Origin of the sequence: Streptomyces sp. NPDC006463 (assembly GCF_042870715.1) — a bacterium.
GTDB lineage: Bacteria > Actinomycetota > Actinomycetes > Streptomycetales > Streptomycetaceae > Streptomyces.
On the sequence record NZ_JBIAHP010000027.1, the window covers coordinates 32,981 to 56,481 of the forward strand.

The 23,501-nt window shown below is 71.0% G+C and carries 21 protein-coding genes and 2 pseudogenes; 13 read left to right on the forward strand and 10 right to left on the reverse strand.

Features of this window, described 5'->3' with window-relative positions; translation table 11 throughout:
* Position 1: 1 nt before the first annotated feature.
* From ACFYOB_RS34800 to ACFYOB_RS34815, 4 genes and pseudogenes are all read right to left on the reverse strand, one after another.
* Positions 2 to 862 (reverse strand): hypothetical protein, encoded by an 861-nt coding sequence (locus tag ACFYOB_RS34800; RefSeq protein ID WP_388567184.1) that lies wholly within the window; start codon positions 860 to 862, stop codon positions 2 to 4.
* Positions 859 to 1,366: pseudogene (locus ACFYOB_RS34805) on the reverse strand (PaaI family thioesterase). Before ACFYOB_RS34805 ends, ACFYOB_RS34800 begins: the two are co-directional and overlap by 4 nt.
* Before the next feature lie 36 nt (positions 1,367 to 1,402).
* Positions 1,403 to 1,693, reverse strand: a complete 291-nt coding sequence (locus ACFYOB_RS34810) for a LysE family transporter (protein ID WP_388567186.1) — start codon at positions 1,691 to 1,693, stop codon at positions 1,403 to 1,405.
* On the reverse strand, positions 1,656 to 2,144 hold the full coding sequence (locus ACFYOB_RS34815) for a LysE family transporter (RefSeq protein ID WP_388567189.1): 489 nt from the start codon (positions 2,142 to 2,144) through the stop codon (positions 1,656 to 1,658). Before ACFYOB_RS34815 ends, ACFYOB_RS34810 begins: the two co-directional genes overlap by 38 nt.
* Here ACFYOB_RS34815 and ACFYOB_RS34820 point away from each other — a divergent pair.
* From ACFYOB_RS34820 to ACFYOB_RS34835, 4 genes are all read left to right on the forward strand, one after another.
* Positions 2,099 to 2,518: a hypothetical protein gene (locus ACFYOB_RS34820; RefSeq protein ID WP_388567192.1), complete on the forward strand. Its 420-nt coding sequence runs from the start codon at positions 2,099 to 2,101 to the stop codon at positions 2,516 to 2,518. The genes ACFYOB_RS34815 and ACFYOB_RS34820 overlap by 46 nt on opposite strands.
* An 82-nt stretch (positions 2,519 to 2,600) precedes the next feature.
* Complete coding sequence (locus ACFYOB_RS34825; protein WP_388567194.1) at positions 2,601 to 3,305, forward strand: DUF6766 family protein; 705 nt, start codon at positions 2,601 to 2,603, stop codon at positions 3,303 to 3,305.
* 81 nt (positions 3,306 to 3,386) lie between these two features.
* Positions 3,387 to 3,620 (forward strand): hypothetical protein, encoded by a 234-nt coding sequence (locus ACFYOB_RS34830; RefSeq protein WP_388567196.1) that lies wholly within the window; start codon positions 3,387 to 3,389, stop codon positions 3,618 to 3,620.
* A 531-nt stretch (positions 3,621 to 4,151) separates the two neighbouring features.
* A complete protein-coding gene (locus ACFYOB_RS34835) occupies positions 4,152 to 4,706 on the forward strand; it encodes a cysteine hydrolase family protein (RefSeq protein ID WP_388567198.1) in 555 nt (184 codons plus the stop codon).
* 324 nt (positions 4,707 to 5,030) lie between these two features.
* Here ACFYOB_RS34835 and ACFYOB_RS34840 read toward each other — a convergent pair whose 3' ends face one another.
* Positions 5,031 to 5,360, reverse strand: a complete 330-nt coding sequence (locus ACFYOB_RS34840; protein ID WP_388567200.1) for a plasmid stabilization protein — start codon at positions 5,358 to 5,360, stop codon at positions 5,031 to 5,033.
* 402 nt (positions 5,361 to 5,762) lie between these two features.
* Between ACFYOB_RS34840 and ACFYOB_RS34845 the strand changes: the two genes are divergently transcribed.
* From ACFYOB_RS34845 to ACFYOB_RS34870, 6 genes and pseudogenes are all read left to right on the forward strand, one after another.
* Positions 5,763 to 7,106, forward strand: coding sequence for a PIG-L family deacetylase (locus tag ACFYOB_RS34845; protein ID WP_388567202.1), 1,344 nt, complete (start codon positions 5,763 to 5,765; stop codon positions 7,104 to 7,106).
* Positions 7,107 to 7,119: 13 nt separating this feature from the next.
* Positions 7,120 to 7,362 (forward strand): annotated as a pseudogene (locus tag ACFYOB_RS34850) (hypothetical protein); the annotation flags it as partial.
* A 212-nt stretch (positions 7,363 to 7,574) separates the two neighbouring features.
* Positions 7,575 to 9,149 (forward strand): FMN-binding glutamate synthase family protein, encoded by a 1,575-nt coding sequence (locus tag ACFYOB_RS34855; RefSeq protein ID WP_388567204.1) that lies wholly within the window; start codon positions 7,575 to 7,577, stop codon positions 9,147 to 9,149.
* A 21-nt stretch (positions 9,150 to 9,170) separates the two neighbouring features.
* Positions 9,171 to 10,898: a thiamine pyrophosphate-dependent enzyme gene (locus tag ACFYOB_RS34860; RefSeq protein ID WP_388567207.1), complete on the forward strand. Its 1,728-nt coding sequence runs from the start codon at positions 9,171 to 9,173 to the stop codon at positions 10,896 to 10,898.
* A gap of 57 nt (positions 10,899 to 10,955) precedes the next feature.
* Complete coding sequence (locus ACFYOB_RS34865; RefSeq protein WP_388567210.1) at positions 10,956 to 11,078, forward strand: hypothetical protein; 123 nt, start codon at positions 10,956 to 10,958, stop codon at positions 11,076 to 11,078.
* A 251-nt stretch (positions 11,079 to 11,329) separates the two neighbouring features.
* Positions 11,330 to 12,307 (forward strand): helix-turn-helix transcriptional regulator, encoded by a 978-nt coding sequence (locus ACFYOB_RS34870; RefSeq protein ID WP_388567212.1) that lies wholly within the window; start codon positions 11,330 to 11,332, stop codon positions 12,305 to 12,307.
* Between the two features lie 4 nt (positions 12,308 to 12,311).
* Here the strand turns inward: ACFYOB_RS34870 and ACFYOB_RS34875 are convergent, their stop codons facing one another.
* From ACFYOB_RS34875 to ACFYOB_RS34895, 5 genes are all read right to left on the reverse strand, one after another.
* Positions 12,312 to 12,698, reverse strand: a complete 387-nt coding sequence (locus ACFYOB_RS34875) for a hypothetical protein (RefSeq protein WP_388567215.1) — start codon at positions 12,696 to 12,698, stop codon at positions 12,312 to 12,314.
* A gap of 395 nt (positions 12,699 to 13,093) precedes the next feature.
* Complete coding sequence (locus ACFYOB_RS34880; protein WP_388567217.1) at positions 13,094 to 13,486, reverse strand: ATP-binding protein; 393 nt, start codon at positions 13,484 to 13,486, stop codon at positions 13,094 to 13,096.
* Positions 13,487 to 13,682: 196 nt separating this feature from the next.
* The gene (locus tag ACFYOB_RS34885) at positions 13,683 to 14,633 is read right to left on the reverse strand and encodes an anti-sigma factor RsbA family regulatory protein (protein ID WP_388567219.1); all 951 of its coding nucleotides are present in this window, start codon (positions 14,631 to 14,633) and stop codon (positions 13,683 to 13,685) included.
* Complete coding sequence (locus ACFYOB_RS34890) at positions 14,630 to 14,941, reverse strand: STAS domain-containing protein (RefSeq protein ID WP_388567222.1); 312 nt, start codon at positions 14,939 to 14,941, stop codon at positions 14,630 to 14,632. Before ACFYOB_RS34890 ends, ACFYOB_RS34885 begins: the two co-directional genes overlap by 4 nt.
* A 6-nt stretch (positions 14,942 to 14,947) precedes the next feature.
* Complete coding sequence (locus tag ACFYOB_RS34895) at positions 14,948 to 15,865, reverse strand: SigB/SigF/SigG family RNA polymerase sigma factor (RefSeq protein ID WP_388567224.1); 918 nt, start codon at positions 15,863 to 15,865, stop codon at positions 14,948 to 14,950.
* 199 nt (positions 15,866 to 16,064) lie between these two features.
* Between ACFYOB_RS34895 and ACFYOB_RS34900 the strand changes: the two genes are divergently transcribed.
* The 3 genes from ACFYOB_RS34900 to ACFYOB_RS34910 all read left to right on the forward strand — a co-directional run bounded on the left by ACFYOB_RS34900 (position 16,065) and on the right by ACFYOB_RS34910 (position 22,945).
* Positions 16,065 to 16,409, forward strand: coding sequence for an STAS domain-containing protein (locus tag ACFYOB_RS34900; protein ID WP_388567226.1), 345 nt, complete (start codon positions 16,065 to 16,067; stop codon positions 16,407 to 16,409).
* 66 nt (positions 16,410 to 16,475) lie between these two features.
* A complete protein-coding gene (locus ACFYOB_RS34905) occupies positions 16,476 to 20,540 on the forward strand; it encodes a HAMP domain-containing protein (protein WP_388567228.1) in 4,065 nt (1,354 codons plus the stop codon).
* The gene (locus ACFYOB_RS34910) at positions 20,537 to 22,945 is read left to right on the forward strand and encodes a SpoIIE family protein phosphatase (protein ID WP_388567230.1); all 2,409 of its coding nucleotides are present in this window, start codon (positions 20,537 to 20,539) and stop codon (positions 22,943 to 22,945) included. Before ACFYOB_RS34905 ends, ACFYOB_RS34910 begins: the two co-directional genes overlap by 4 nt.
* Positions 22,946 to 23,501 lie beyond the last annotated feature (556 nt).

A 23,501-nucleotide genomic window follows, 5' to 3' on the forward strand; every position in this document is an offset into this window, starting at 1 on the left:
GTCACCCTGCGGGGGCGATCCGCCAGGTGCCGTGGCGTACGTCGAGCGTCGCCGTCAGGTCGGCGTGCTCTGGGAATGGAACGTTCAACCGCCACCGGTCCGGCAGGGCAGCCAGCCGGATCGTCACCAGCTCCTCGGTGACCGTGCCCAGGGCTCCGACCCAGTGGGGTGCGGTGGCGATCAGCCGCTCAGGCAACCAGGGTTCGGGCTCGGGAACGCGCGAGGAGGGCTCCTCGGTGAGTTCGGCGAGGGCTGAGCCGGCCAGCAGGGTCAGCAGCCGCGCCAGGACCGCGGCCGGCAGGGCGTGGTCTCGGGTTTCCAACAGCACGTAGCAGTCGTCGTGGCCGGAGAACCAGACCCGGGAGCCTCCCAGGCAGCCCAGGAGAGACTCGTCGACGCCGGTCGTGCCGAGCACGAGGGCGAGCTCGTCAAACTGCTCCGTGGTCAAGCCAGCGGGTACGTCGATCAGCGTCAGCTCGTACGGCGACCAGCTACCGTCGAGGAGACGGGGCAGGCGGTCGCGGTCCAGCACCAGGAGCTCATCCGCGAGTCCGTACGTGCCGGACGCCCAGGATCCGAGGGGGTGGACTGTGCACGGCACGCCGAGCTCGGCCGCGATCAGCGACGGACGCAGCGTCCTCCAGTCCTCGTCCAGGAAGGAGTTGGTTTCCAGCGACACCACTACGACCGCATCGTTCGCCACGGCCACGAGCAGATCGGCCAACTCGCCCGCCTGGGCGGCGCCGGCGGTCACCCGCCACACCCCCTCGGCCTCGCGGACGCTGAAGCTCAACGGGAACGGCCGGCACTCCACACCGACACAGTTCACGCTGAACGCGCCCTCTCGCCCGACCTCGATCATTGCCCACCCCCCAGAGCCCACCGGACGCCACTGCGGCGTCCGCGCCCATCATCGCCGGTCAGCGGGAGGGATCTGCCCAGGGTCTGCTGGCCGTTGGCGACGAGCTTCCGCCCGCCGCCGGACTGGACGCCGTGGACAGCTGGCAGACGGTCAGGGTACGTCCGGGCTCCAGGACGGTGCCGATCGCTTCGAGGTGGTCGCCGGCGGCGGGCGCGAGAAAGTTGATCTTGTATTCGACGGTGAGGACATCGGAGTCCTCGTCGAACAGCGTGATGCCGCGTATCCGCCGGCGCTGTCCGCGACGGCGCTGGTGGCACCGGCGTGGACGTAGCCGTGCTGCTGGGTCACTTCGGGACGAGCCGGGAGCACGATGCGGACGCCACCGGGGCTGACCTGTGCAAGGCGTCCACCGAGGTGGGTCATGAGGCCCTGACGGTTGAAGCCGTCCTGGACGCGCTTACGGACTGCCGGGCTCGCCTGTTCCTGCTTCGTCTGGTCTTCCATGAGCGTGCTCTCCTCCGGGGCGTGCGGAACGGGGCCTCAGCCGGCCAGGCGTTCCACCAGCAGGAGTGCGCCGATGGCGATCATCATGGCACCGTTGACACGGGTGACGACCCGGGCGGCCGAGGGCCGGGTCTTCAGGACCGTGCGGGCGAGGACCCCGACGGCGAAGTAGACGACTGCGCACGCGGTCAGGTGCACCATGCTGAGCAGCACGGTCTGCACCGCGACCGGCCAGCCGACGGCGCTGTCGATGAACTGCGGGAACAGCGAGAAGTGCAGCAGCAGCGCCTTAGGGTTCAGGCCGCTGATCCCGAAACCTTTGAACATGACCTGCACGCGGGAAGGCGTCTGCGTCCTCTCCAGCGGTCGCCGGTACGGCCGGCTGCCTCAGCACACCCCGGCCCAGCCACAGCAGGTAGGTCGCACCTGCCGCGGTCAGGGCGGTCAGCGCGGCCGGGGAGCTCGCCACGATCACCGCCAGACCCGCCACGGCCACCAGCGCGTACGCCGCGTGTCCGGCGACCAGCCCCGTGACGGCGGGTGCGACCGAGCGTCCGGGACGGGGCCTGTCGCCTCTCCTGCTGCGGCAAGGCAGTGGACCGGTTGGGTGGTGCACAGGAGGCTGCGTGGCTTCGGCAGCGGGCAGGGGGCATAAGTGGGGGTGCTGGTGCCAATCGGGCCGAATGTGGGGAGAAGAGGCGTGGTCCTGCAGTCCGGAGCGAGGGGCCGGCGGTGAAGCCGGCCGTAGCGCGGGCCGTGCGCATCGGCCTCTGCGCATGCGTGGTCGGTGCGCTGCTCGCCGGGTGCGGGGCGTCCGCGGTGCGGGTGGACGGTGCGCGTGCCGCGGGGGAGGGGTTCGAGCGGTTCCTGGCGGCCGGGGACCACGCGGCGGCCTGTCGGTTGCTCGCGCCTCAGACGCGCGGGCAGTTGGAGCAGGACGAGCAGAAAGGCTGCGCTGAGGCCTTGGGAGCGGAGGAGCTTCCGCGGACGGGGGCGGTGCGCACCACCGAGGTGTACGGGCGCCAGGCCATGCTTCGCCTCGACGGCGACACATTGTTCCTGTCGCAGTTCAGCAGCGGATGGAAGATCGTGGCGGCCGGCTGCACACCCCAGGGGGAGCGGCCCTACCAGTGCGTGTTGAAGGGCGGCTGACCATGCGCTTCTTGTTCGTGACCTGCCTGGTCGTGGTGGTGGGCGGCCTCGTGTACTTCACCGTCATCGGGGCCATGCAACGATGAGCGGCGACGGGCGCGACCGGCCGCGGAGTGGCGGCTTCTGGCGGGACAACAGTCTCACCCTGGTGTTCGGGACGGCGTTCCTGCTGGTCCTGGCCTGCCAGGCCGTCGTCGGGCACGCCGAGTTCAACGAGGCGCTCACCGTCGACGGCCTCCAGCGGATCAGCCTGGGCGAATACGTGACCACCTCTGACTTCGCCGTGGACGTCACCGAGAACTGGCAGTCGGAGTTTCTCCAGTTCTTCCTCTACATCTTCGGGACCGTCTGGCTCATCCAGCGCGGTTCCCCCGAGTCCAAGGAGCTCCACAAGGCCGGCCCTGAGTCGGACCACGATCAGCGCCTGGGAGAGCACGCCCGCAGCGACTCGCCCCGCTGGGCGGGCACCAAGGACTGGCGGCAGAGGCTGTACTCGCGTTCGCTGGGAATCGTCATGGGGTGCCTGTTCCTCGGGTCCTGGTTCGCCCAGTCGGTCTCGGGGGTAGCGGCCTACGACGAGCAGCAGCTGCGGCAGCTCCAGGCGCCCGTCGGATGGGCTGCCTACCTCGTTCTGCCCGATTTCTGGAGCCGCACGCTGCAGAACTGGCAGTCCGAGCTGCTGGCGGTCGCCGCCATGGTCATCCTCTCCGTCTACCTGCGCCAGCGGGGCTCGCCCGAGTCCAAGCCCGTCGGCGCCGCCCACACCTCGACCGGCGTCGAAGGGTGACTTGTGCCGGCTCCCGGGCTCAGGAAGCGGGCCGGCGCTGAAGTGGCGGTGAGCAGGGCCGAGGGGGTTGATTGCACGTCGATGTCCTGGCCGCGCTGCTCGACGAAGTCCGTCGGTGTCGTTGCTGTGGTCGGTGTGGTCGGTGTGGTCGGTGTGGAGGAGCAGCGTGCTGCCCGGCGCCTGGTCCGGGCCCTGGCCTGGATGGTCGTGGTCGGCTTGGCGCACCATGCTGCGGACCTGGCCCATCAAGGCGGCGGCCCGCATGTCGTGGCGGTGATGTCGCCGACAGTGACGGACAGCGCCCCGCCGCCTTGATCGTCCGCGGGCGGCTGGCCGGTAGAGGGCGTGTGCCGCGCAGCGGGAGGTAGACAGCGGTGCTCAGGCCCAGGGAGTCAAAACCTGCGACGGCCTCCGGGCCGTAACCGGAGGTGATGTCGGACCGGTCGGCCACCACGGTCATGCGGTTCTCGTGCACGGCCCGGGCACTGGCCCAGTTGGAGTCGAGGGAACATGACTCGGGATCCGTTCGAAGGGCTGGTCTCCGCCGACGGGGTACGCGATGCGGCGCAGTGCCCCATGCTGCACCAGGACCAAGCCGGTGTAGGACGGCTTGAGCTCCCCGCGGACCAGGTCCCCGACCCGGTGGCGCACCTCGTCCAGGCCGCTGGTGTCGGCGAGGGTCCGCGGCCGGCAGCGGCGGCTGGGAACGGTTGAGCAGCGTTTGCAAGCGTCCGGTTTCGGCGCGCGCACGCATGCGGATCAATGCCTCTTCCCCGGGCCCGAGACCCTGGGGTTAGAGCGCCCCTGGTCCGGGAAGCCGCCCGAAGGGAGCGAAAGGCGGTCGCCATGGCCTGTACGGCTCTCATCGTGATCGACATGCTCAACACCTACGAGCACGAGGACGCGGAGTTGCTCGTCCGGTCCGTGCGCACAACCTTGCCGGGCGTAGGCGAGCTCCTGCGCCGGGCACGGGCCAGTGGGTCGCCGGTGATCTACGTGAATGACAACTTTGGCCAGTGGCGGTCCCATCACGGCGAAATCCTCCAGGCAGCACTGTCCGGCCGGCACTCAGACCTGGTGGAGCCGATCGCGCCCGACGAGGACTCGCTCTTCGTCGTCAAAGCCCGGCATTCGGCGTTCTTCGAAACGCCCTTGGCCTACCTGCTGGGGCAGCTCGAAGCCGAGCGGGTCGTCCTGTGCGGCCAGGTGACCGAACAGTGCGTGCTCTACTCGGCACTGGACGCCTACATCCGGCATCTCGACGTCGTGGTCGCGGCCGACGCGGTCGCCCACATCGACCCCGATCTGGCGGAGGCAGCTCTGCGCATGATGGAACGGAACATGTCAGCCGTCATCTGCTCGGGAAGTGAAATCAAGTTCGATGCCCTGCCGGGGCGCTAGCCGGCCCCCAGGAGCAGGAGCGGAGGAAGCACATGAATGCTTCGCTGGACCGCATTGCCTTGCCGTGTGGGCGCGCCCTCCTTGCGGGCCCTGCGGGTCGGTGAAGTCTGCTGCGTGCAAGGCGGCGGCCATAACCGGACCGAAGGCGTGCCGGAGCCCCGGGCGGTCGCGGGTGGCAGGTCTTCTGCAGCCGCGACCGGGTCCGCGCCGACAGGCTGGCTGGATGAATTCTTCGGGCATCCAGCCGACCATGGCGCCGCAGGCGTGCTTGATCGGGTGTACGCGCCCTCGCCGACGGTGGCGATCGGCTCTTGGGCCTTGGGGTCAGTGGCCGAGGGCGTTCTTGAGCTGCTGCTTGGTCATGGTGGAGCGGCCTTCGATGCCGCGCTTCTTCGCTTCCTGGTAGAGGTCGTCCTTGGTCCGTTCGGACGAGCCGCCACCGCTGTGGGATTTTTGGCCGCCGCGTTGTGAGGCGGATTTGCCCTGGGTGGAGCTGCGGCTGGCGGTCTTGCTCTCGCCGGACCGTGCGCGTTCCTTGTTGACGGTACGGGAGGCCATCTCCTTGGCGCGGCCCTCGGACATCCCGCGCTTCTCGCCGGACTCCTTGATGTGCTCGTACTGGCGCTCACGCTTGGGGCTGGATCCTCTGGGCATGACGGAACCTTTCATCAGCGGGCTGTGACAACAACGTCATGGTGCGTGTGCCCGGATCAGCCCGCATCTCACACGGGCGGTGGATGAAAGCGACGAGCGCTTATCGGCGACTGGTTGGGTGGACGATCTACTCCGCGTCACGCAGAGGTGGCCCGCTGGCCTGGGCCAGCCAGTGGACGCGAGCGCGTACGGGCAGGAGCGGGCAAGCCAGGTGCTCCGGGCGACGGCGTCCACCGATCGGCCCGCTCGTGTCGCAACCGCTCCGGGTCCGCCCATAGCATCCGTGCATCAGCCAATGGCGTGCGCGGTGCATGGAGCGACGAGTCCGCCGAAGGGGGACGCAGTGGGGTCAGAACCGCTGAGCAGCAGCACAGCCGCGACGTGAGGGGGCGGCATCGGCGGATGCTCCTGGTGACGCTGGGCCTGGGCCTGGGCCTGGGCCTGGGCCTGGGCCTCGGGCTCGGCGGGACCGCTCCGTTGCTGCAGATAGGGGCCGCCCAGTCCCACGGGGTGCAGCCCGCCGGATTCCGGTGGGGCGCGGAACCGGACACGGAGTGCCGGAGCACGCTGGTCGGCGTGGCGCACCAGGACGACGACCTGCTCTTCATCAGTCCGGAGGTACAGCGGCTGATACGCGCCCGCTGCTCCGTCGGCACCGTCTACCTGACGGCCGGCGACGCAGGGCGTTCGTTCACCGACGATTCCTACGTAAGGCGCCGGGAGCAGGGCCTGCGAGCGGCCTACGCGAGGATGGCGGGGGCCCCGAATCGCTGGCACCGGGCCGATCTCGCCGTGCGTGGGCGCAGCCTCGTGTCCTTCGTACTGACCGGCCGCCCCGACGTAAGGCTCGTCTTCCTCCGGCTGCCCGACGGGTTCCCGAGGGGCGTCGGCAGCCCGCGGTACTCGGGGCAGAGCCTGCTGAAGCTGTTCCGCGGGCAGATCGCAGCGATCACGCCGGTGGACGGCGCGCCGTCCTATACGGGGATGGAGCTGGTCTCCGTGCTGTCCGAGGTGATCGCGCTGCGGAACGCGGAACGCGTCCTCACACTCGACCACGACAGTGCCACGTTCGGCGTCGGTCCGCCGAATCCTGCCGATCACAGCGATCACGAGATGGCGGGGCGGTTCTTCAGAAAGGCCGCGTTCCGCTCTCCCGCCCGCCCTGTCGTCACGCCGTACGTCGGTTACGGTCTACCGCTTCTTCCCGCGAACCTGACGGCGCGGCAGCGCCGCGACAAGGAAGCCGTGCACGCCGCCTACATCGCATACGCGGGCTGCTTCACGGTGCCTTGCCCGACCGAGTTCACCCTCAGCCGGGGCTTCCGACAGTGGATGCAGAGGGAGCACCGCAGGGTGCACCGGAAGCCCGGTTCCGGGGAGATCATGTCGGCGATCGGCAGTACCGGTACGAAGGCTGTTGTCGAGCGCTGCCTCACTCGGGAAGTCACCCGGCCGGACTCGGGAGCCGTCACGACGGCTGACTGCGACGGCGGCCCAGGCCAGCGGGGGACCTTCGCGGGCGGCACCATCAGGGCCGCCGGGACGGCCGCCTGCCTCACCGCCGCACCGACGATCACCGTGTCACCCTGCGACGGATCGGGCCGCCAGGTCTGGTGGCGCGACACCGACGGAAGGATCGGATCCGCCGACCGGTGTCTCCACCAGGAGGACCTGGCCGTGCTCCACCCCCGTCTCGGTCTGCGGGCGTGCAGCCCCTACCAGCCCGAGCTGCGTTGGCAGTGGTAACCCAGTCCCTGTACTGCCGTCCGGAGCGGTAAGGCGCCCGCCCGGCACGGTGCGAATCGGGTACCGATGATGACCGAGCAAGCCGGGCCCGGGGAACTGGTCGACCGCGTGGTGGGAGCGGAGCGGGCGGGATTCGACTTCTCCGTGATCTCCGACCACTCCTTCCCCTGGCCGGCGACCCAAGGGCACGCGCCCTACCCGCTTCCGGCTGGGGCTGGGCTCGGGCGAGAGCCTCAACGAGCACATCGTCGGCGGGATCGCCCTGAGAACAGAGCGTCGTCGTACGCGGCGGCGGCAAGATCGGCCTCGACCGGGCCCCGCTGCTGCAGGAAGCCCTGCACACGGCGAGCACCCAGTTCACCTGATCCCCGGCGGCGGCACGCCGGCCATTGCCCCGGTCGCCACGCCTCCACGGAGTGGTCCGGGGCCGTCGGGAATGGGGTGTGCGAAGCGGGACACAAGCGCAGGGTGCTGAAGACAACTCTGGTGATCCTGTTGAGTGTCTGCGCGTCGGTCGCCGCCGCCGTGTGGGCGTCACCCTGGTGGTGGGCCGCGGCCGGGCCGCTGCTGCTGCTCGCGTCGGTGGCCGCGTACGACGCCCTGCAGCGGCGGCATGCCGTCCTGCGGAACTACCCCTTGCTCGGGCACCTGCGCTTCGCCCTCGAAGCCCTGCGGCCTGAGATCCAGCAGTACTTCGTCGAGCGCAACTTCGACGGACGCCCCTTCGACCGCGACACCCGCAGCATCGTCTACCAGCGCGCCAAGGGAACCGACGCGGAGGAGCCGTTCGGCACCGAACGCGACCTCTACCTGCCCGGCAGCGAATACCTCGTACCCTCCATGGCGCCGCGCCCAGTACGCACCGATCCGCCCCGGGTCCGCGTCGGCGGGCCCGACTGCGGCCGGCCGTACGACATGGCCTTGCTCAACGTCTCGGCGATGAGCTTCGGCTCCCTCTCGGCCCATGCGGTCCTGGCCCTCAACACCGGCGCCCAACTGGGCGGTTTCGCCCATGACACGGGCGAAGGCGGCCTGTCCGAGTACCACCTGCGCCCCGGCGGAGACCTGGTGTGGGAGATCGGCACCGGATACTTCGGCTGCCGCACCCCGGACGGAGGCTTCGACGAGCGGCAGTTCGCCGAGAAGGCCGCACACCCGCAGGTGAAGTGCGTGTCCCTGAAGATAAGCCAGGGAGCCAAGCCCGGCATGGGAGGAGTCCTCCCGGGCAGCAAGGTGAACGCCGAGATCGCGAAGGTTCGGGGCGTGCCGCAGGGGGAGACGGTGCTCTCGCCGCCCTTCCACCGCGTGTACTCCACACCGCGTGAGCTGGTGCGTTTCCTCGCCCGCATGCGCGAACTCGCCGGCGGCAAGCCCATCGGCTTCAAGCTGTGCGTCGGCTCGCGCCGCGAGTTCCTGGCCGTCTGCAAGGCCATGCTGGAGGAGGACACCGCCCCCGACTTCATCGTCGTCGACGGCGCGGAGGGCGGCACGGGCGCGGCGCCCCTGGAGTTCGCGGACATCGTGGGCCTGCCGCTCGACGAAGGACTGATGACGGTACACAACGCGCTCGTCGGCACCGGCCTGCGCGACCGCATCCGGATCGGCGCCGGCGGCAAGGTCGCCACCGGCAGCGACCTCGTACGACGGCTCCTCCAGGGAGCCGACTACACAAATGCCGCCCGCGCGATGATGTTCGCGATCGGCTGCATCCAGGCCCAGCGCTGCCACACCAACACCTGCCCCGTCGGCGTCGCCACCCAGGACCCCCGGCGCGCCCGCGCCCTCGACGTGGGGGACAAGTCGCAGCGCGTCAGGCGCTACCAGGAAGCCACCGTCAAGAGCGCCCTCCAGATCATGGCGGCGATGGGCGTCGACGACCCGCGCGAGCTGCGCCCCCACATGCTGCTCCAGCGCGTGGACGCGCACACCGTCCGCTCCTACGCCGAACTCCACGACTGGCTCACCCCCCGCGAGTTGCTCGCATCCCCGCCGGAAGGCTGGGCAGGCGACTGGCAGGCGGCCAGTCCCGACCGCTTCCGCTGAACCCGACCGGAGGACAACCCCGTGGCTCGCACCGTCGCCGATGTCATCGTGCACTCACTGAAGGAACTGGGCGTCCAGCACGTCTTCGGAGTCGTCGGAGACGCTCTGAACCCGCTGACCGACGCGATCCGCACCACCGACGGCCTCGACTGGGTCGGCTGCCGGCACGAGGAGGCCGCGGCCTTCGCCGCCGGGGCCCAGTCGCAGCTCTCCGGCACCCTCGGCGTGTGCATGGGTACGGTCGGCCCCGGCTCCGTACACCTCCTCAACGGCCTCTACGACGCGGCCAAGAGCCGCGCCCCCGTCCTGGCGATCTGCGGCCAGGTCCCCCTCGCCGAGCTGGGCGGCGACTACTTCCAGGAGGTCGACAACGACCTGCTCTTCCGCGACGTGGCCGTCTACCGGGCGACCGTGACCTCCCCGGAACAGATGCCGCGGATGCTCGAAAGCGCCGTTCGCGCCGCCGTCACCCAGGGCGGCGTGGCCGCGCTGGCCGTCCCGGGAGACCTGGGCGAGCAGGAGCTGAGCGATGACCGGCCCACACGCTTCGCGCTCGGCCGCGTCGTCACCCGGCCAGAGGACCGGGACCTCGCCCGAGCCGCCGACGTGCTGAACTCCGCCTCCCGCGTGACCCTGCTCGTCGGCCGCGGGGCCCGCGGCGCCCGCGCCGAGGTCTTGCGGATCGCCGAGCTGCTCTCGGCGCCCATGGTGCTCACGCTGAAGGCGAAGGAAGGCTTCGAGGGCGACAACGACTTCCAGGTCGGCCAGACCGGCCTCATCGGCAACCCCGCCGCCGCCCACGCCCTCGACAGCGGTGACACGCTCCTCATGCTCGGGACGGACTTCCCGTACCGGGAGTGGTACCCCAAGGACTGCCGGGTGGTCCAGATCGATGCCCAGGAGGACCACCTGGGACGCCGCACCCCCGTGGAGGTGGGCCTGGCCGGCGACGTTGGCGCCTCGCTACGGGCCCTGCTGCCGCTGCTGAAGGCCGCGCCCGACCGCACCCACCTGGACGACGCGCGGGAGCGGTACGCCAAGTGGCAGCAGGGCCAGCGCAAGCTGGCCGACCCCGCCCTGGAACGCCGCCCGATCGGCAAGCTGCGGGCTGCCCTGGACAACCGGGACCACGACATCCGCCCCGAGGCCCTGGCCGCCGCGGTGGACGCCCACGCCGACGAGGACGCCATCTTCACCTCCGACACCGGGATGGCCACGGTCTGGCTCTCCCGCTTCGTCACCATGCGCGGCGCCCGGAGGCTGCTCGGCTCCTACAACCTCGGATCGATGGCCAACGCCATGCCGCAGGCCATCGGAGCCCAGCTCTGGGCGCCGGGTCGGCAGGTCGTGGCCCTCTGCGGGGACGGCGGACTGAGCATGCTGCTCGGCGATCTGATGACCATCAAGACGTATCGGCTGCCGGTGAAGCTCGTCGTCTTCGACAACCGCCGCCTGGGCATGGTCAAACTGGAGCAGGAGGAGGCGGGACTGCCCGAATTCGGCACCGAACTCGACAACCCCGACTTCGCAGCCGTCGCGACGGCCCTCGGCCTGACGGGTATCCGGGTCACCGATCCGGCCGACCTCCACGACGGCGTACGGCGGGCCCTGAGCACCCCCGGCCCGGTCCTGCTGGACGTGCTGACCAACCCCGAGGAAGTGGCCGTACCCGGCAAGGCGACCGTGGCACAGGGCTGGGGCTACGCCGTCGCCAAGGCCAAGGAGCTCCTGCCGGGCCGGGAAGGCTGAGCCGGACGGGCCGCTCCCGGCCGTGTCACCGCCCGGTCTGCGGGCATGCGCGCCCGTATGACACCGAATACGACAGAGCTACTCGCCTGGGCCGCCGCATCCGGACCCGTCTGGCTGCACATGCTGGTGATGGCCTTCGCACTTGTCGTCCTCGTGGCCACCCTGACCGGGCACAGGTAGCTCCCGTGCTGTTCCTGGCACTGCTCGTACCGCCCCTGCTGATGTGCGCCCTCCTCGGACTCGGCCGGTACGAGGAGCACGTCCTCGGGCCGACACGACAAGGCAGGCACCGGCGTGACCCCGCGTCAGGGGGTCCGAGTCGTACGGTCCGTACGACGGGAACCCGCACTCCGCATCCGCATCGCGACGTACGCTGAGTCCGCGCAGCTCCTCCGTGCCGCGCCCGCCGCGGAACGGAAGGCCCGATCGGCATGCAAGGACAGCCGCACGCCCAGTCACAGGACGGACACAGCTTCCGGACCGCCGACGTGGACGTCGCCCGGGACTGGCTGAAGGGGGCGTACGGGACGAGCCTGCGCATGAAGGCGCCCGCCCCGCGCGGCTCCTTCCGCTACACCCGCACCAACGCCGGTCCCGTATCGCTCAGCACCATTGCCCTGTCGACGGAGTACGCGTACACGACCGACCCGCTCGGCTCCGTAGCCATCACACACGTGGTCGGCGGCCGCATGGCACGCGAGTGCGCGGACGACGTCACCGAAGCCGGACCGGGTGATGTCCTGGCGATCTCGCAGCCCCATCTGCCCTACGCGGGCCGGGTGTATTCGGCCGAGCTGCGTGCCGTGACGGTGCCGCTCACACTCGTGGAGCAGCTCGCGGGCCGCCCGGCCGGGGAGGCCGCCCGCCCGCTGCGCTTCACCCGCTTCACCCCCGTCTCCAAGGCCATGGCCGGTCAGTGGAAGAGGACCGTCGACTACGTGGAGGAGAGCGTCCTGGCCCTGCCGGCGGGCGGCGAACCGCTGGTGGTCGACGCCGCCGCGCGGATGCTCGCCGCGACGCTGCTGGCCACCTTCCCCACCGATGCCCGCCCCGACCTCGTGCCCGCCGACACGCGGGACGCGACGCCGGAGACCGTCCGCCGGGCCATCGCCTTCATCGAATCGCAGCCGGCCGCCGAAATCGGCCTGGCTGAGATGGCCGCTGCCGCCGGTGTCACACCCCGGGCCCTGCAGTACGCCTTCCGCGGCCACCTCGGGACGACCCCGATGGCCTACCTGCGCCGCGTACGACTGGCTCTGGCCCACGCCGACCTGGTCGCGGCGGACCCTTCGCGGGACACGGTCACGGCCATCGCCAACCACTGGGGCTTCCACCACCAGGGGCGCTTCTCCGCCGCCTACCGCGCCGCGTACGGAGTCCCGCCCGGGCGCACCCTCGCCGGGTCCTGAGCGGTCAACCCGGCAACCCGGCCCCTCCGTCCGCCGCCGCGGCCCCCGGCCTGACGGCGAGCAGGCGCTCCCCGTGAGGAGCGACATCGAGGCCCGCCTCGCGCAGGATCTCGGCCAGGGCCGTCTGCAGCGCCTTGTGCAGACCGGCGAGGGACGTGAACCGGGACAGGTCCTCCTCGTGGCCGTGCACCTGGACAGTCGGCCGCAGCACCTCACGGGCGACCCACCCCACCATGACCCCCTCGGGAGCCGGCCACACCCGCAGACCCTGCCCCTCGTGGGAGGAGGTGTCGAAGCCGGCCCGGGCCAGGACCCGCCGGACCCGCTCGCAGTCTGCGCTGTCGCGTCCTTCCCCGGGAGGCTCGATGGTCGGGGGTTGTGTGGGTGGCATGTGCTTATTCCATCGACCCGGAGCCCACGGCGAAAGCCGCCGGGCGAACGGATCCGCGGCGGCTATCCGGAAAACGAAAACCGCCCTCCTACCAACACACCGAGAACGTGTGGGCTACCGCGAGAGCTCGGCCGCCCGCAGGGCATCGTCCTCAGCGGGTTCAAGGTCGAGGCAGCGCCGGGGCTTTCCGTAGGACGGCAGCCGGTGGCCGCACTCCGTTCCGGGGGGACGGAAAACGGAGTGCGGCCACCGGGCTCGGTGGTGCCACACCGTTCAAAGGGGCAGCGCACCGACATCCCGCGTGTGTCCCCTTCCCACGCTTTCAAACGCCTGTCCGGCTCGCCGACGACACCTGTCCGATGGTCATCGAGGTACGCGGGCGCCGCGCGGTGCCCTCAGCCCGTCACGGTCACGGGTTTGCCGGAGAGCAGCCGGGAGGCGTCGATCTCCGCCCACACCACCTTGCCCTGGGCGTGCACCTCGGCACCCCAGCGGTCGCAGAGCCGGTCGATGATGTAGAGCCCGTGCCCGCCCGGGACCCCGCGCCGGGGTGCGGGCTCGCGGAGGGGCAGAGCCGTGGATCCGTCGAACACCTCGATGCGCAGCACGTCACCGCGGGTGAGGACCAGCTGGACGCAACCGTCCGCGTGCAGACCGGCGTTGGTGACCAGCTCGGAGACGACGAGCAGGGTGTCCTCCGAGGTGTCGGTCCCGTCCCAGCCCCAGTCCCGCAGCGTCTGCCGCGTGAAGTCGCGCCCCTTGGCGACCTGGCCACGGACTCCGGCCAATGCCAGGAGCCGGCGTTGTACCGGTACCCCGGGCCGCTGCGCCGGCGGTCGGTCGGTCTGCGATCCGCTGCTCGTCACTGTGGTCTCACCCCCGCCGTTGGCACGGCTCTCGTCTCGTGGTGACCGCTCGGGTCCCCCGGCTGCTTCCGTCGGTCCAGCGACGTCGAGCGCCGGGACAGTTTAGGCGGCCGGGTGCTCAGACGTCGGCCATGTGCAGTCTCAGGGTGAGGCCGGAAGGCGTGGCCCGGATCTCGACGAGGTCGCAGAGCTGGTGGATCATCCACAGGCCGCGTCCGCCTCGGGCGGAGGCGAGCGGGGGGCGGCGGCGCCCGGCCAGCGGATCGGCCAGGTGGCCGGCGTCGCGGACCTCGGCCACCACACCCTGCCCCGCGGCGGTCCACAGCCGCAGGGTGCCGTGGCCGCCCCCGTGGGCGAGGGAGTTGGCAGTGGCCTCGCTGATGGCCAGGATGAGGTCGCCCCGCCGGCCCGTGGCCAGGGACGTCCCGCGGGCCCATGCCTCGGCGAACTCGCGGACCCGGGCCAGGTCCCCGCCCGCGTAGTCGAGGCTCACCGCTCCCGGACCGGGTTCGGCCAGCGGAACGTCGCAGTCACCGGTCACGACGGAGGGGTCGGTGTACTCGCGGCTCGCGAGTTCGCGGCCCGCCTCCCTCAGCGTGGGGTGCGTACGCCGGGCGTCGGCGACCACGCCGGAGGAGAGGCGGGCCACGTCGTACGGGCACAGGATGGTGGCGTCGCGGCCCGCGAAGGCGGTGTTGATCAGGGCCTCGTGCCGCGTGGCCTCCAGCACCTCGGCCCGCGAACGGCCCGGCCAGATCGGCTCGCCGACGATCCGGGCCGGCCGTCCCTCGTGCCGTCCGGCGAAATCCTGCAGCGCGGCGAGGATCCGCCCCGGATTGCGGCCCAGCCGTGCCATGTCCACGTACTCGACGCCAGGGACGTCCCCGCCCAGGCTCTCCCGCAGCGGACCCAGCCGGGGTGCGGGTACGGCGACCAGGACCGGTTCGTCCGCCGCGAGCGCCGTGCGCACGAATCCGCCCACCCCGTCGAGGTACTCGTCGAGCCCCCGGTAGAACAGCGCGGGATGGACGAAAGCCCCGGCGTGGCCGGCCGCTGGAACTGTGATCATGCTGCGACCTCCAGCGCGGCACATTCGTCCGGGAACATCTCCACTACCTTGCGGAGCGAGTATGGCGGGTTGTGGAGCAGCAGGCACCGGCCTTGGCCGCGAAAGCGGGCCGATGCCTGCACCAGAGCGGCTACGGCGGCCGTGTCGAGGAAGCTGACGGCTGACAGGTCGAGGTGTACGACGGGGCCCGGGATCCGGCTCACCGCGGCCAGCGCCGCGCACAGCGCCGGCCGGGTGTCCAGGTCCCCGCTGCCGCTGAGGCGCGCGCCGGCGCGGTCTTCCAGCGGTACGGCTGTCAGGGCCACCATGAACTCCTACGAGGTGAGCATTCCGGCGCGCAGTCGGCCCAGCGTGCGGGAGAGCAGCCGGGACACCTGCATCTGGGAGATGCCGAGTTCGGCGCCGATCTCGGCCTGGGTCTTCTCCTGCCCGAACCGCATGCTCAGGATCAGCCGGTCCCGCGGCGCCAGTTCACGCAGCAGCGGGGCGAGGGTGTGGAACTCCTCGAACAGCTCCATGCCGGGATCGTTGTCGCCGAGCCTCTCGGCCAGGGCGGGGGCGGGGCGGCCCGCGTGCGTCTCCGTCTCACCGGCGGTGTCGAGCGAGCCGCTGGTGTAGCCGTTCGCGGCGACCAGGCCGTCTATCACCTCTTCCTCCGACAGCCCGAGGTGCTGGGCCACCTCCTTGACCGTCGGGGCCCGGTTCAGCGTGTCGGTGAGGGCCTCCTGCGCCTTGGCGAGCACGGAGCGCAGCTCCTGCAGGCGGCGCGGGACGTGGACGGCCCAGGTGGTGTCGCGGAAGTGCCGCTTGATCTCACCGGTGATGTACGGCAGCGCGAGCGTCGAGAACTCGACCTCGCGCTCGGGGTCGTAGCGGTCGATGGCCTTGATCAGCCCGATCGTCCCGACCTGGATGATGTCGTTCATGTCGAGCCCGCCCCCGGCGGCCCGGGCGCGGAAACGGCGGGCGGCGTACTGCACGAGGGAGAGGTTCATCTCGATCAGGGTGTTACGGGCGTACTGGTACTCCCGCGTGCCCTCCTCGTAGGAGCGCAGCTTGCTGAAGAACAGCCTCGACAACTCCCTGGCATCCGCGGGCGCGATCTCCCGGGCCTGTTCGACGCGGGGGAGCGGGGCGTCCGAGGCCTGGTCTCCTTCCGTGAGCGGCCTACGGGCCGGGGCCTGGTGGTCCGACGCACGATCAGGGCTTACGACTGCGGCCGAACGAAGCATGGTGGCGGTCCCTCCCGGTTGTCGATGGCTGCCGGGCCCGCTGGTGCCCCGAGATCCGCGGCTTACACCTATCGGTTTCAGGTACGGGGTGTGACTCATGTCCTGCGGGGCGTACCGAGCGGTGGGGCGTCGTCCTGCGTTGATCGAGCGTGCATACTCCATTCCGGAACGCGTACAGGAGAGATCCGGGGAGGCGGACATGACGGGAGCAGAAGACGTGCGGGGCGACGGCGTGGTGAAAGACAGCTACCCGGCGGGGTCCGGCTGGGTCGTCGCGGCACGTGGAGAGCTGGACCAGGACACCCTGGCGTCGCTGGAGGAGGCCCTCACGGCTGCCGCGGACCGGCACCCCATGGTGGTACTGGATGCGAGTTCCGTCACTTTCGGCGACTCCTCCTTCCTCAACCTGCTGCTGCGGCTGCACCGTTCTACCGCGCTGCGGATCGCCGCTCCGGGTGACCAACTGCGCCGTCTGTTCGCCCTGACCGGTGCCGATACGGTTCTGTCCCTGCACCCGAGCGTTCAGGACGCCCTCGGCCCGTGACGGCCGTAGGGTCCTGTGGCGGGCGTTAGCCTTCACCTGTCGGGTACATCGAGAGTGGGGCTGGCGATGGCTGAGCGGACTGGCGCGGCGGAACCGGGTGGAGCGCCAGTGGTACCCAGTGAGGGCGGCATCACCGAGTCGGAGCTGCGGCTGCTGTTGGAGGGGCTGACGGCCGTACGGGACGGGGATTTCCGCACACGGCTGCCCGAAGCGGCGGAGGGGCTCCTCGGGGAGATCGCCACCGTCTTCAACGGCATGGTCAACCAGGTGTCGCTGTTCACGTCCGAGGTGACGCGGGTGGCGCGCGAGGTCGGCACCGAGGGGACGCTGGGCGGTCAGGCCGAGGTTCCGGGGGTCGGCGGAGCCTGGTTGGACCTTACGGATTCGGTCAATTTCATGGCCGGAAACCTCACCGACCAGGTTCGCAACATCGCCCAGGTGACCACCGCGGTCGCGCAGGGAGACCTCTCGCAGAAGATCACCGTGGACGCCCGGGGTGAGATCCTCGAACTGAAGAACACGATCAACACGATGGTCGACCAGTTGTCCTCCTTCGCCGGCGAGGTCACCCGCATGGCGCGCGAGGTCGGCACCGAAGGGCTCCTCGGCGGCCAGGCGGACGTCAAGGGCGTTTCCGGCACCTGGCGGGACCTCACCGATTCGGTCAACTTCATGGCCGGGAACCTGACGGCGCAAGTGCGTTCGATCGCCCAGGTCGCCACCGCCGTCGCCCAGGGCGACCTCTCCCAGAAGATCACTGTCACCGCGCGCGGCGAGATCCTGGAACTGAAGACCACCATCAACACGATGGTCGACCAACTGTCCGCGTTCGCCGACGAGGTGACGCGGGTGGCCCGGGAGGTCGGCACCGAGGGCAACCTGGGTGGCCAGGCCACGGTCCGGGGGGTTTCCGGGACCTGGAAGGACCTCACCGACAACGTCAACGTGATGGCGTCGAACCTGACGGGCCAGGTGCGTTCCATCGCCCAGGTGGCCACCGCGGTAGCCCGGGGCGATCTGTCGCAGAAGATCACGGTGGAGGCCAAGGGTGAGGTCGCCGCGCTCGCCGGGGTCATCAACACGATGGTCGACACGCTGTCCGCGTTCGCCGACGAGGTGACGAGGGTGGCCCGCGAGGTCGGCACCGAGGGCCGCCTCGGCGGCCAGGCCCGCGTACCCAACGTGGCGGGCACGTGGAAGGACCTCACGGACAACGTCAACTCGATGGCGAACAACCTCACCAACCAGGTCCGCAACATCGCGCTCGTCACCACAGCCGTGGCCAACGGCGACCTGTCGAAGAAGATCGACGTGGACGCGCGCGGCGAGATCCTGGAGCTGAAGACCACCATCAACACGATGGTCGACCAGCTCTCCGCCTTCGCCGCCGAGGTCACCCGCGTGGCCCGCGAGGTGGGCAGCGAGGGCCGGCTCGGCGGCCAGGCCGAGGTCGAAGGGGTCTCCGGCACGTGGAAGCGGCTCACCGAGAACGTCAACGAGCTCGCCGGCAACCTCACCCGCCAGGTCCGGGCCATCGCCGCCGTCACCAGCGCCGTCGCCGAGGGCGACCTCACCCGTTCCATCACCGTGGAGGCGCCGGGCGAGGTCGGCGACCTCAAGGACAACATCAACTCCATGGTCGGCTCGCTGCGGGAGACCACCCGCGCCAACCAGGAGCAGGACTGGCTGAAGTCCAACCTGGCCCTGATCTCCGGCCTGATGCAGGGCCACCGCGACCTTTCGGTCGTCGCCGAACTCGTCATGGACGAGCTGACCCCGCTGGTCGCCGCCCAGTACGGCGCCTTCTACCTGGCCGAGGAGACTCCGCAGGGCACGATGCTGACGCTCGTCGGCTCCTACGGCCGCTCCGCGTCCGACGGCGTGGCCGTCCGCTTCGCCCTCGGCGAGTCCCTCGTCGGACAGGCGGCCCGCAGCCACCGGACCATCACCACCGACCAGGTACCCGCCGACTACGTGATCTCGTCGGGGCTCGGCCACACGACGCCGGGCAGCCTGATCATCCTGCCGATCGTCGTCGACGACCAGGTCCTCGGTGTGATCGAACTCGCCTCGTTCTCCGCGTTCACCCCCGTCCACCGTGACTTCCTCAGCCAGTTGATGGAGACCATCGGAGTCAACGTCAACACCATCGTCGCCAACGCGCGGACCGACGAGCTGCTCGGCGAGTCGCAGCGCCTGACCGCCGAACTCCAGGCGCGATCCGCCGAACTCCAGGACCAGCAGGAGGAGTTGCAGCGTTCCAACGCCGAACTGGAGGAGAAGGCCGCCCTGCTCGCCAGCCAGAACCGCGACATCGAAGCGAAGAACCTGCAGATCGAACAGGCCCGGCAGGAACTGGAGGACCGCGCACAGCAGCTGTCGCTGGCCTCCAAGTACAAGTCGGAGTTCCTGGCGAACATGAGCCACGAACTGCGCACTCCGCTCAACAGCCTGCTCATCCTCGCGCAGCTGCTGGCCCAGAACCCCACCCGCAACCTCACCGCGAAGCAGGTCGAGTACGCGGGCATCATCCACTCGGCCGGCTCCGACCTGCTCCAGCTGATCAACGACATCCTCGACCTCTCCAAGGTCGAGGCGGGCAAGATGGACGTCCACCCCGAACGGGTCCACCTGCCGCAGCTCCTGGAGTACGTCGAAGCCACCTTCCGGCCGATGACCACGCAGAAGAGCCTCGACTTCACCGTCACCACCGCACCCGACGCGCCCGCCGACCTGCTCACCGACGACTCGCGGCTGCGCCAGGTCCTGCGCAACCTGCTGTCCAACGCGGTCAAGTTCACCGAACGCGGCGGCGTCGAGCTGCGCATCGAACGGGCCACCGACGCCGAGGTGCCCGCCGGGCTGCTCCGCCGGGGAAGCGTGCTGGCCTTCCGGGTGCGCGACACCGGCATCGGCATCCCCGAACAGCAGCTGGAATCCGTGTTCGGCGCCTTTCAGCAGGCCGACGGCACCACGAGCCGCAAGTACGGGGGCACCGGACTCGGCCTCTCCATCACCCGCGAGATCGCCCAGCTGCTGGGCGGAGCCGTGGCGGCGGAGAGCACCCCCGGCCAGGGCAGCACCTTCACCCTCTACCTCCCGGCCAGCCACGCCGACTTCGAGGAGGGCCCCGGAGTCCTCCCCGCCACCACGCTGCCGGCCCCCGGCAGCGGCTCGTACGAACTGCCCCGGCCGCGCCGCGAGGGCGACGGTGAGACCGCAGGCGGCCGGCAGCGGCAGGCCAGGCGCCTCCTCGTCATCGAGGAACGCCTGGGCGGCCTGCTCTCCCTCGTCGCCGAGAGCGCCGAACGCGACCTCGTACCGCACCACGCCAGGAGCGGGGAGCAGGCCGGCATCCAGGTGGTCGGCGCCACCAGCTCGCGGGAAGCCGCCGCCGTGCTGGCGTCCGAACCGTTCCACTGCGTCGTCCTCGAACTCGACATGCCAGACGGCGAAGCCCTGCGCTTCCTCGACGCGCTCGACGGGGACCCGGCGCTCAGCTCCCTGCCCGTCCTCGCGCACAACAACCCCCGCCTCGACAACGGCCAGGAGCAGGGTTTGCGCGAGCGGGCCGTGTCCCGCCGCCTGGAGTTGCTCAGCAGCCTGGACGAGCTCCGCGAACGCATCGTCCTGCACCTGTCCGCCGATGAGCCAGGAGAGGCGCTGTCCCTCGCGAACGGGGCGGTGGACGGCGAGCACTCGCCCCAAGCGCTCGACGGGGACCTGGCCGGACGCACCGTCCTCGTCGTCGACGACGACGCACGCAACCTCTTCGCCCTCAGCGGCATCCTCGAACTGCACGGCATGCACGTGCTCCACGCCGAGGACGGCCGCAAGGGAATCGAGACGCTCACCCGCAACCCCGGCGTCGACATCATCCTGATGGACGTCATGATGCCCGAGCTGGACGGCTACGCCGCCACCGCGGAGATCCGCCGCATGCCCGCGCACGCCGAACTGCCCATCATCGCCGTCACGGCCAAGGCGATGCCCGGCGACAGGGAGAAGAGCCTTGCCTCCGGGGCCAGCGACTACGTCACCAAGCCCGTGGACGCCGACGCCCTCATCGCCCGCGTCCGCCACTGGCTGACGGAACCCGGCCGCCGTGCAGAGGGAACGACGGTACGGTGACCCCTTCGCACACCTCCCCGCCCCCGGAGGCGCGGGCCGACGAGGGAACGCCGCCCCACGTCCCCGAGCAGGCGCCGACCCCCCTCGGGCGGCTCGTCGCCACGGTCGAGCGCCTGCGCCGAGAGGTACGGGAGGCCCACGCGGCCGCCGACGGCCGGGCGCTGGTCGAGCTGGCCAAGGGAATCCTGATGGGGCGGCTGAACTGCACCCCCGCCGCCGCAGCCCACCAGCTCGACGAGCTGTGCCGCGAGGCAGGGCTGTCCGTCCTCGAACTCGCCGCCGACATCGTCAACCAGGCGGCCCGCGACCACGTCAGCGAGATCGCGGCCGAGTTCGTCGAACGCACCGCGACGGCCCAGCCGACCCCGCGGGCCCCCACCGTGTCGGTACGCCTGCGCACCGCCGAGAGCGGAGTCCTCGCCGCGGCTGCCGACACCCAGGCCGTGGCGGAGTCCCTGCTGGCCAACGCCTTGACCCCGCTGGGAGCGGTCGCCGTCGCCGTGTGGGCCGCGGCTCCCGACGGCTCACTGGCCCTCGCCGGCCACGCCGGACTCCCCGCCGAGGAGGCCGCCCGCTGGCGCCACGTCCCCCCGGGCGTCGCGACCGTCCCCCGCCACGCCTTGCTCGAACGGGCCCCGGTGACCATCGCCGACCTGGGGCACGAGGGCATCCCCTCGATCGGCCACCTGCAATGGCCCCAGGGCGGCCGGATGGCCGTACCCGCCGGTACGGGCGGACGCGTGCACGGCGTCCTCGAAGTCTGCTGGCCGCACCCCCTGCCGCCCCAGCCGCCGCAGATCCGGCGCCAGATCGAGGCGCTGGCCGAGCTGTGCGCCCACACCCTGGACTCGGCTCCCCTGCCCGACGCCGCGGCACCGGAGGGACTGCTCCCCGACGTCTCGGAGCTGATCGATCTCGCCGAGGGCCTGCACGACCCCACCGTCATCCTGACCCCGGTGCTCGACCCGGACGGCCGGCTGGCCGACTTCCGCATCCGCCACGCGAACAGCCGGTTCGTAGACCCCGTAGGCCGTCCGCGCGCAGACGTCAACGGCGCACTGCTGCTGGAGGCCTACCCGACGGCAGCGGGCGAGGGCGGCCTCTTCGAGACCGTCGAGCGGGTGCACGCCACCGGCGAACCGTTTCGTGCCGAGCGCGTGAGCCTGACCGCGCTGGTCGACCAGATCCCGCTGACCTCGGTCGCGGACATCAGCGTCAGCCGGCACGGCGCCGCCGTCCTGCTGATCTGGCGCATAGAGGACGAGACCGCCCGGCTGGCGAACCTGCTCCAGCACGCCCAGCGGCTGGGCCGCATCGGCGGCTTCGAGGAGAACCTCGCCACCGGCGAGATCACCTGGAACTCCGAGCTCTACGCCCTCCACGGACTGCCGAGCACCGCATCCCCCGTACCGCTGAGGGACCTTCCCGACTACGCCCACCCCGACGACTCCGCCGCGCTCGGCCGCTTCCTGCGCGCCGTCCTGCGCTACCGGCACCCGGCCTCCGTCAACCTGCGCCTGCGCCGGTCCGACGGCATCCTGCGCCACATCCGGGTCGTCGCCGAGCCCGTCCTCGACGCGGCCCAGCGGCTGCACGCCGTACGCGGTGCCTACCAGGACATCTCCGCGCAGCACTGGACCGAGGTGGCCCTCGCCGCGACCCGGGACCAGCTCGCCCTCACCGAAGCCGAATCGGCCGAACGCAACAGGCTCGCGCTCCAGCTCCAGCACGCCATCATGCCCCCGCACCACCGCATCGAGGCGCCGGGGTTGCGCCTCGCCGTCCGCTACCGGCCGGCGGAGACGGAGTCCCTGGTCGGCGGCGACTGGTACGACACGCTGGTCCTGCCCTCGGGTCTCATCATGCTGTCCGTGGGCGACGTAGCCGGCCACGGCATCGAAGCCGCCACCGGAATGGTCGTACTGCGCAACGCCCTGCGCGGCCTCGCGGTCACGGGAGCCGGCCCCGCCCAGCTGATGTCCTGGCTCAACACGGTCACCCACCACCTGACCAAGCAGGTCACCGCGACCGCCGTCTGCGGCCTCTACGACCCCCGCACCCGCGTCATGCGCTGGGCGCGCGCGGGTCACCTGCCGCCCGTACTCGTCAGGAAGGGCGAGGCACAGGCCTTCCCCCTCATCGACGGCCTGCTCCTCGGCGCGCTGCCCGACGTGACGTACACCGAGCAGGAGGTCCGTCTCGAACCGCAGGACACCCTGCTGATGTTCACGGACGGCCTGGTTGAGCGCCGCGATGTCTCCGTAGAGGAATCCCTGGCCCACCTGCTGAACACGGCGGCCGCGGGCGGAGGCGATCTGGACGGCCGGCTCGACGCCCTGCTCACCCGGAGCTGGTCCGACACCGACGACGACACCTGTGTCATCGGCGTCCAGGTGGTCGGCTGACCCGCGTCGCGCCGGCGGGGCGGCCGGCTCGGGCCGGCTGCTCGAACTCCTCGCGCCGGGGCATCCCGTTCCCGCCGAGGTGACGGGAGGGGAGGCGCGGTTGTCGTCCCGTCTGCGGCCCGGGGACCACTGTGTGGTCAGTGAGCGCCGGGGGCTTGGCCGGGCCGGATCCGCGGGGAGGCATGGACGCGGCTGCGGCTGTGCCGTGCGACGGGACGACGGAGCGTTACCGTGTCGGTGGCCCGCAGACGGCATCCCGGGGGAAGGGGTGCCGCCTACGGTCACCAGCCGCGAAGGTCGCCGGCCTGGAGAGACGTGCCACCGTCACTGGCGCGTGTGTCCCCGATCGCGGCCACCAAACCCCGCTTGTGCCAACGGATTTCAGCGCGACGGCGGGAGGGCTCGGGGAGCCGTGCCGGACGGTGCCGCGCCAGCGGGCGTGTCCGTCGAGACCTGCCCCGCCGCCTTGCGCGGCGCGCGTACGGACGGGGGTGGTGGCGAGGCGGAGACACAGAACCTGGTGCCAGTGTGGCAGGGCCGAAGCGGGGCATACGAG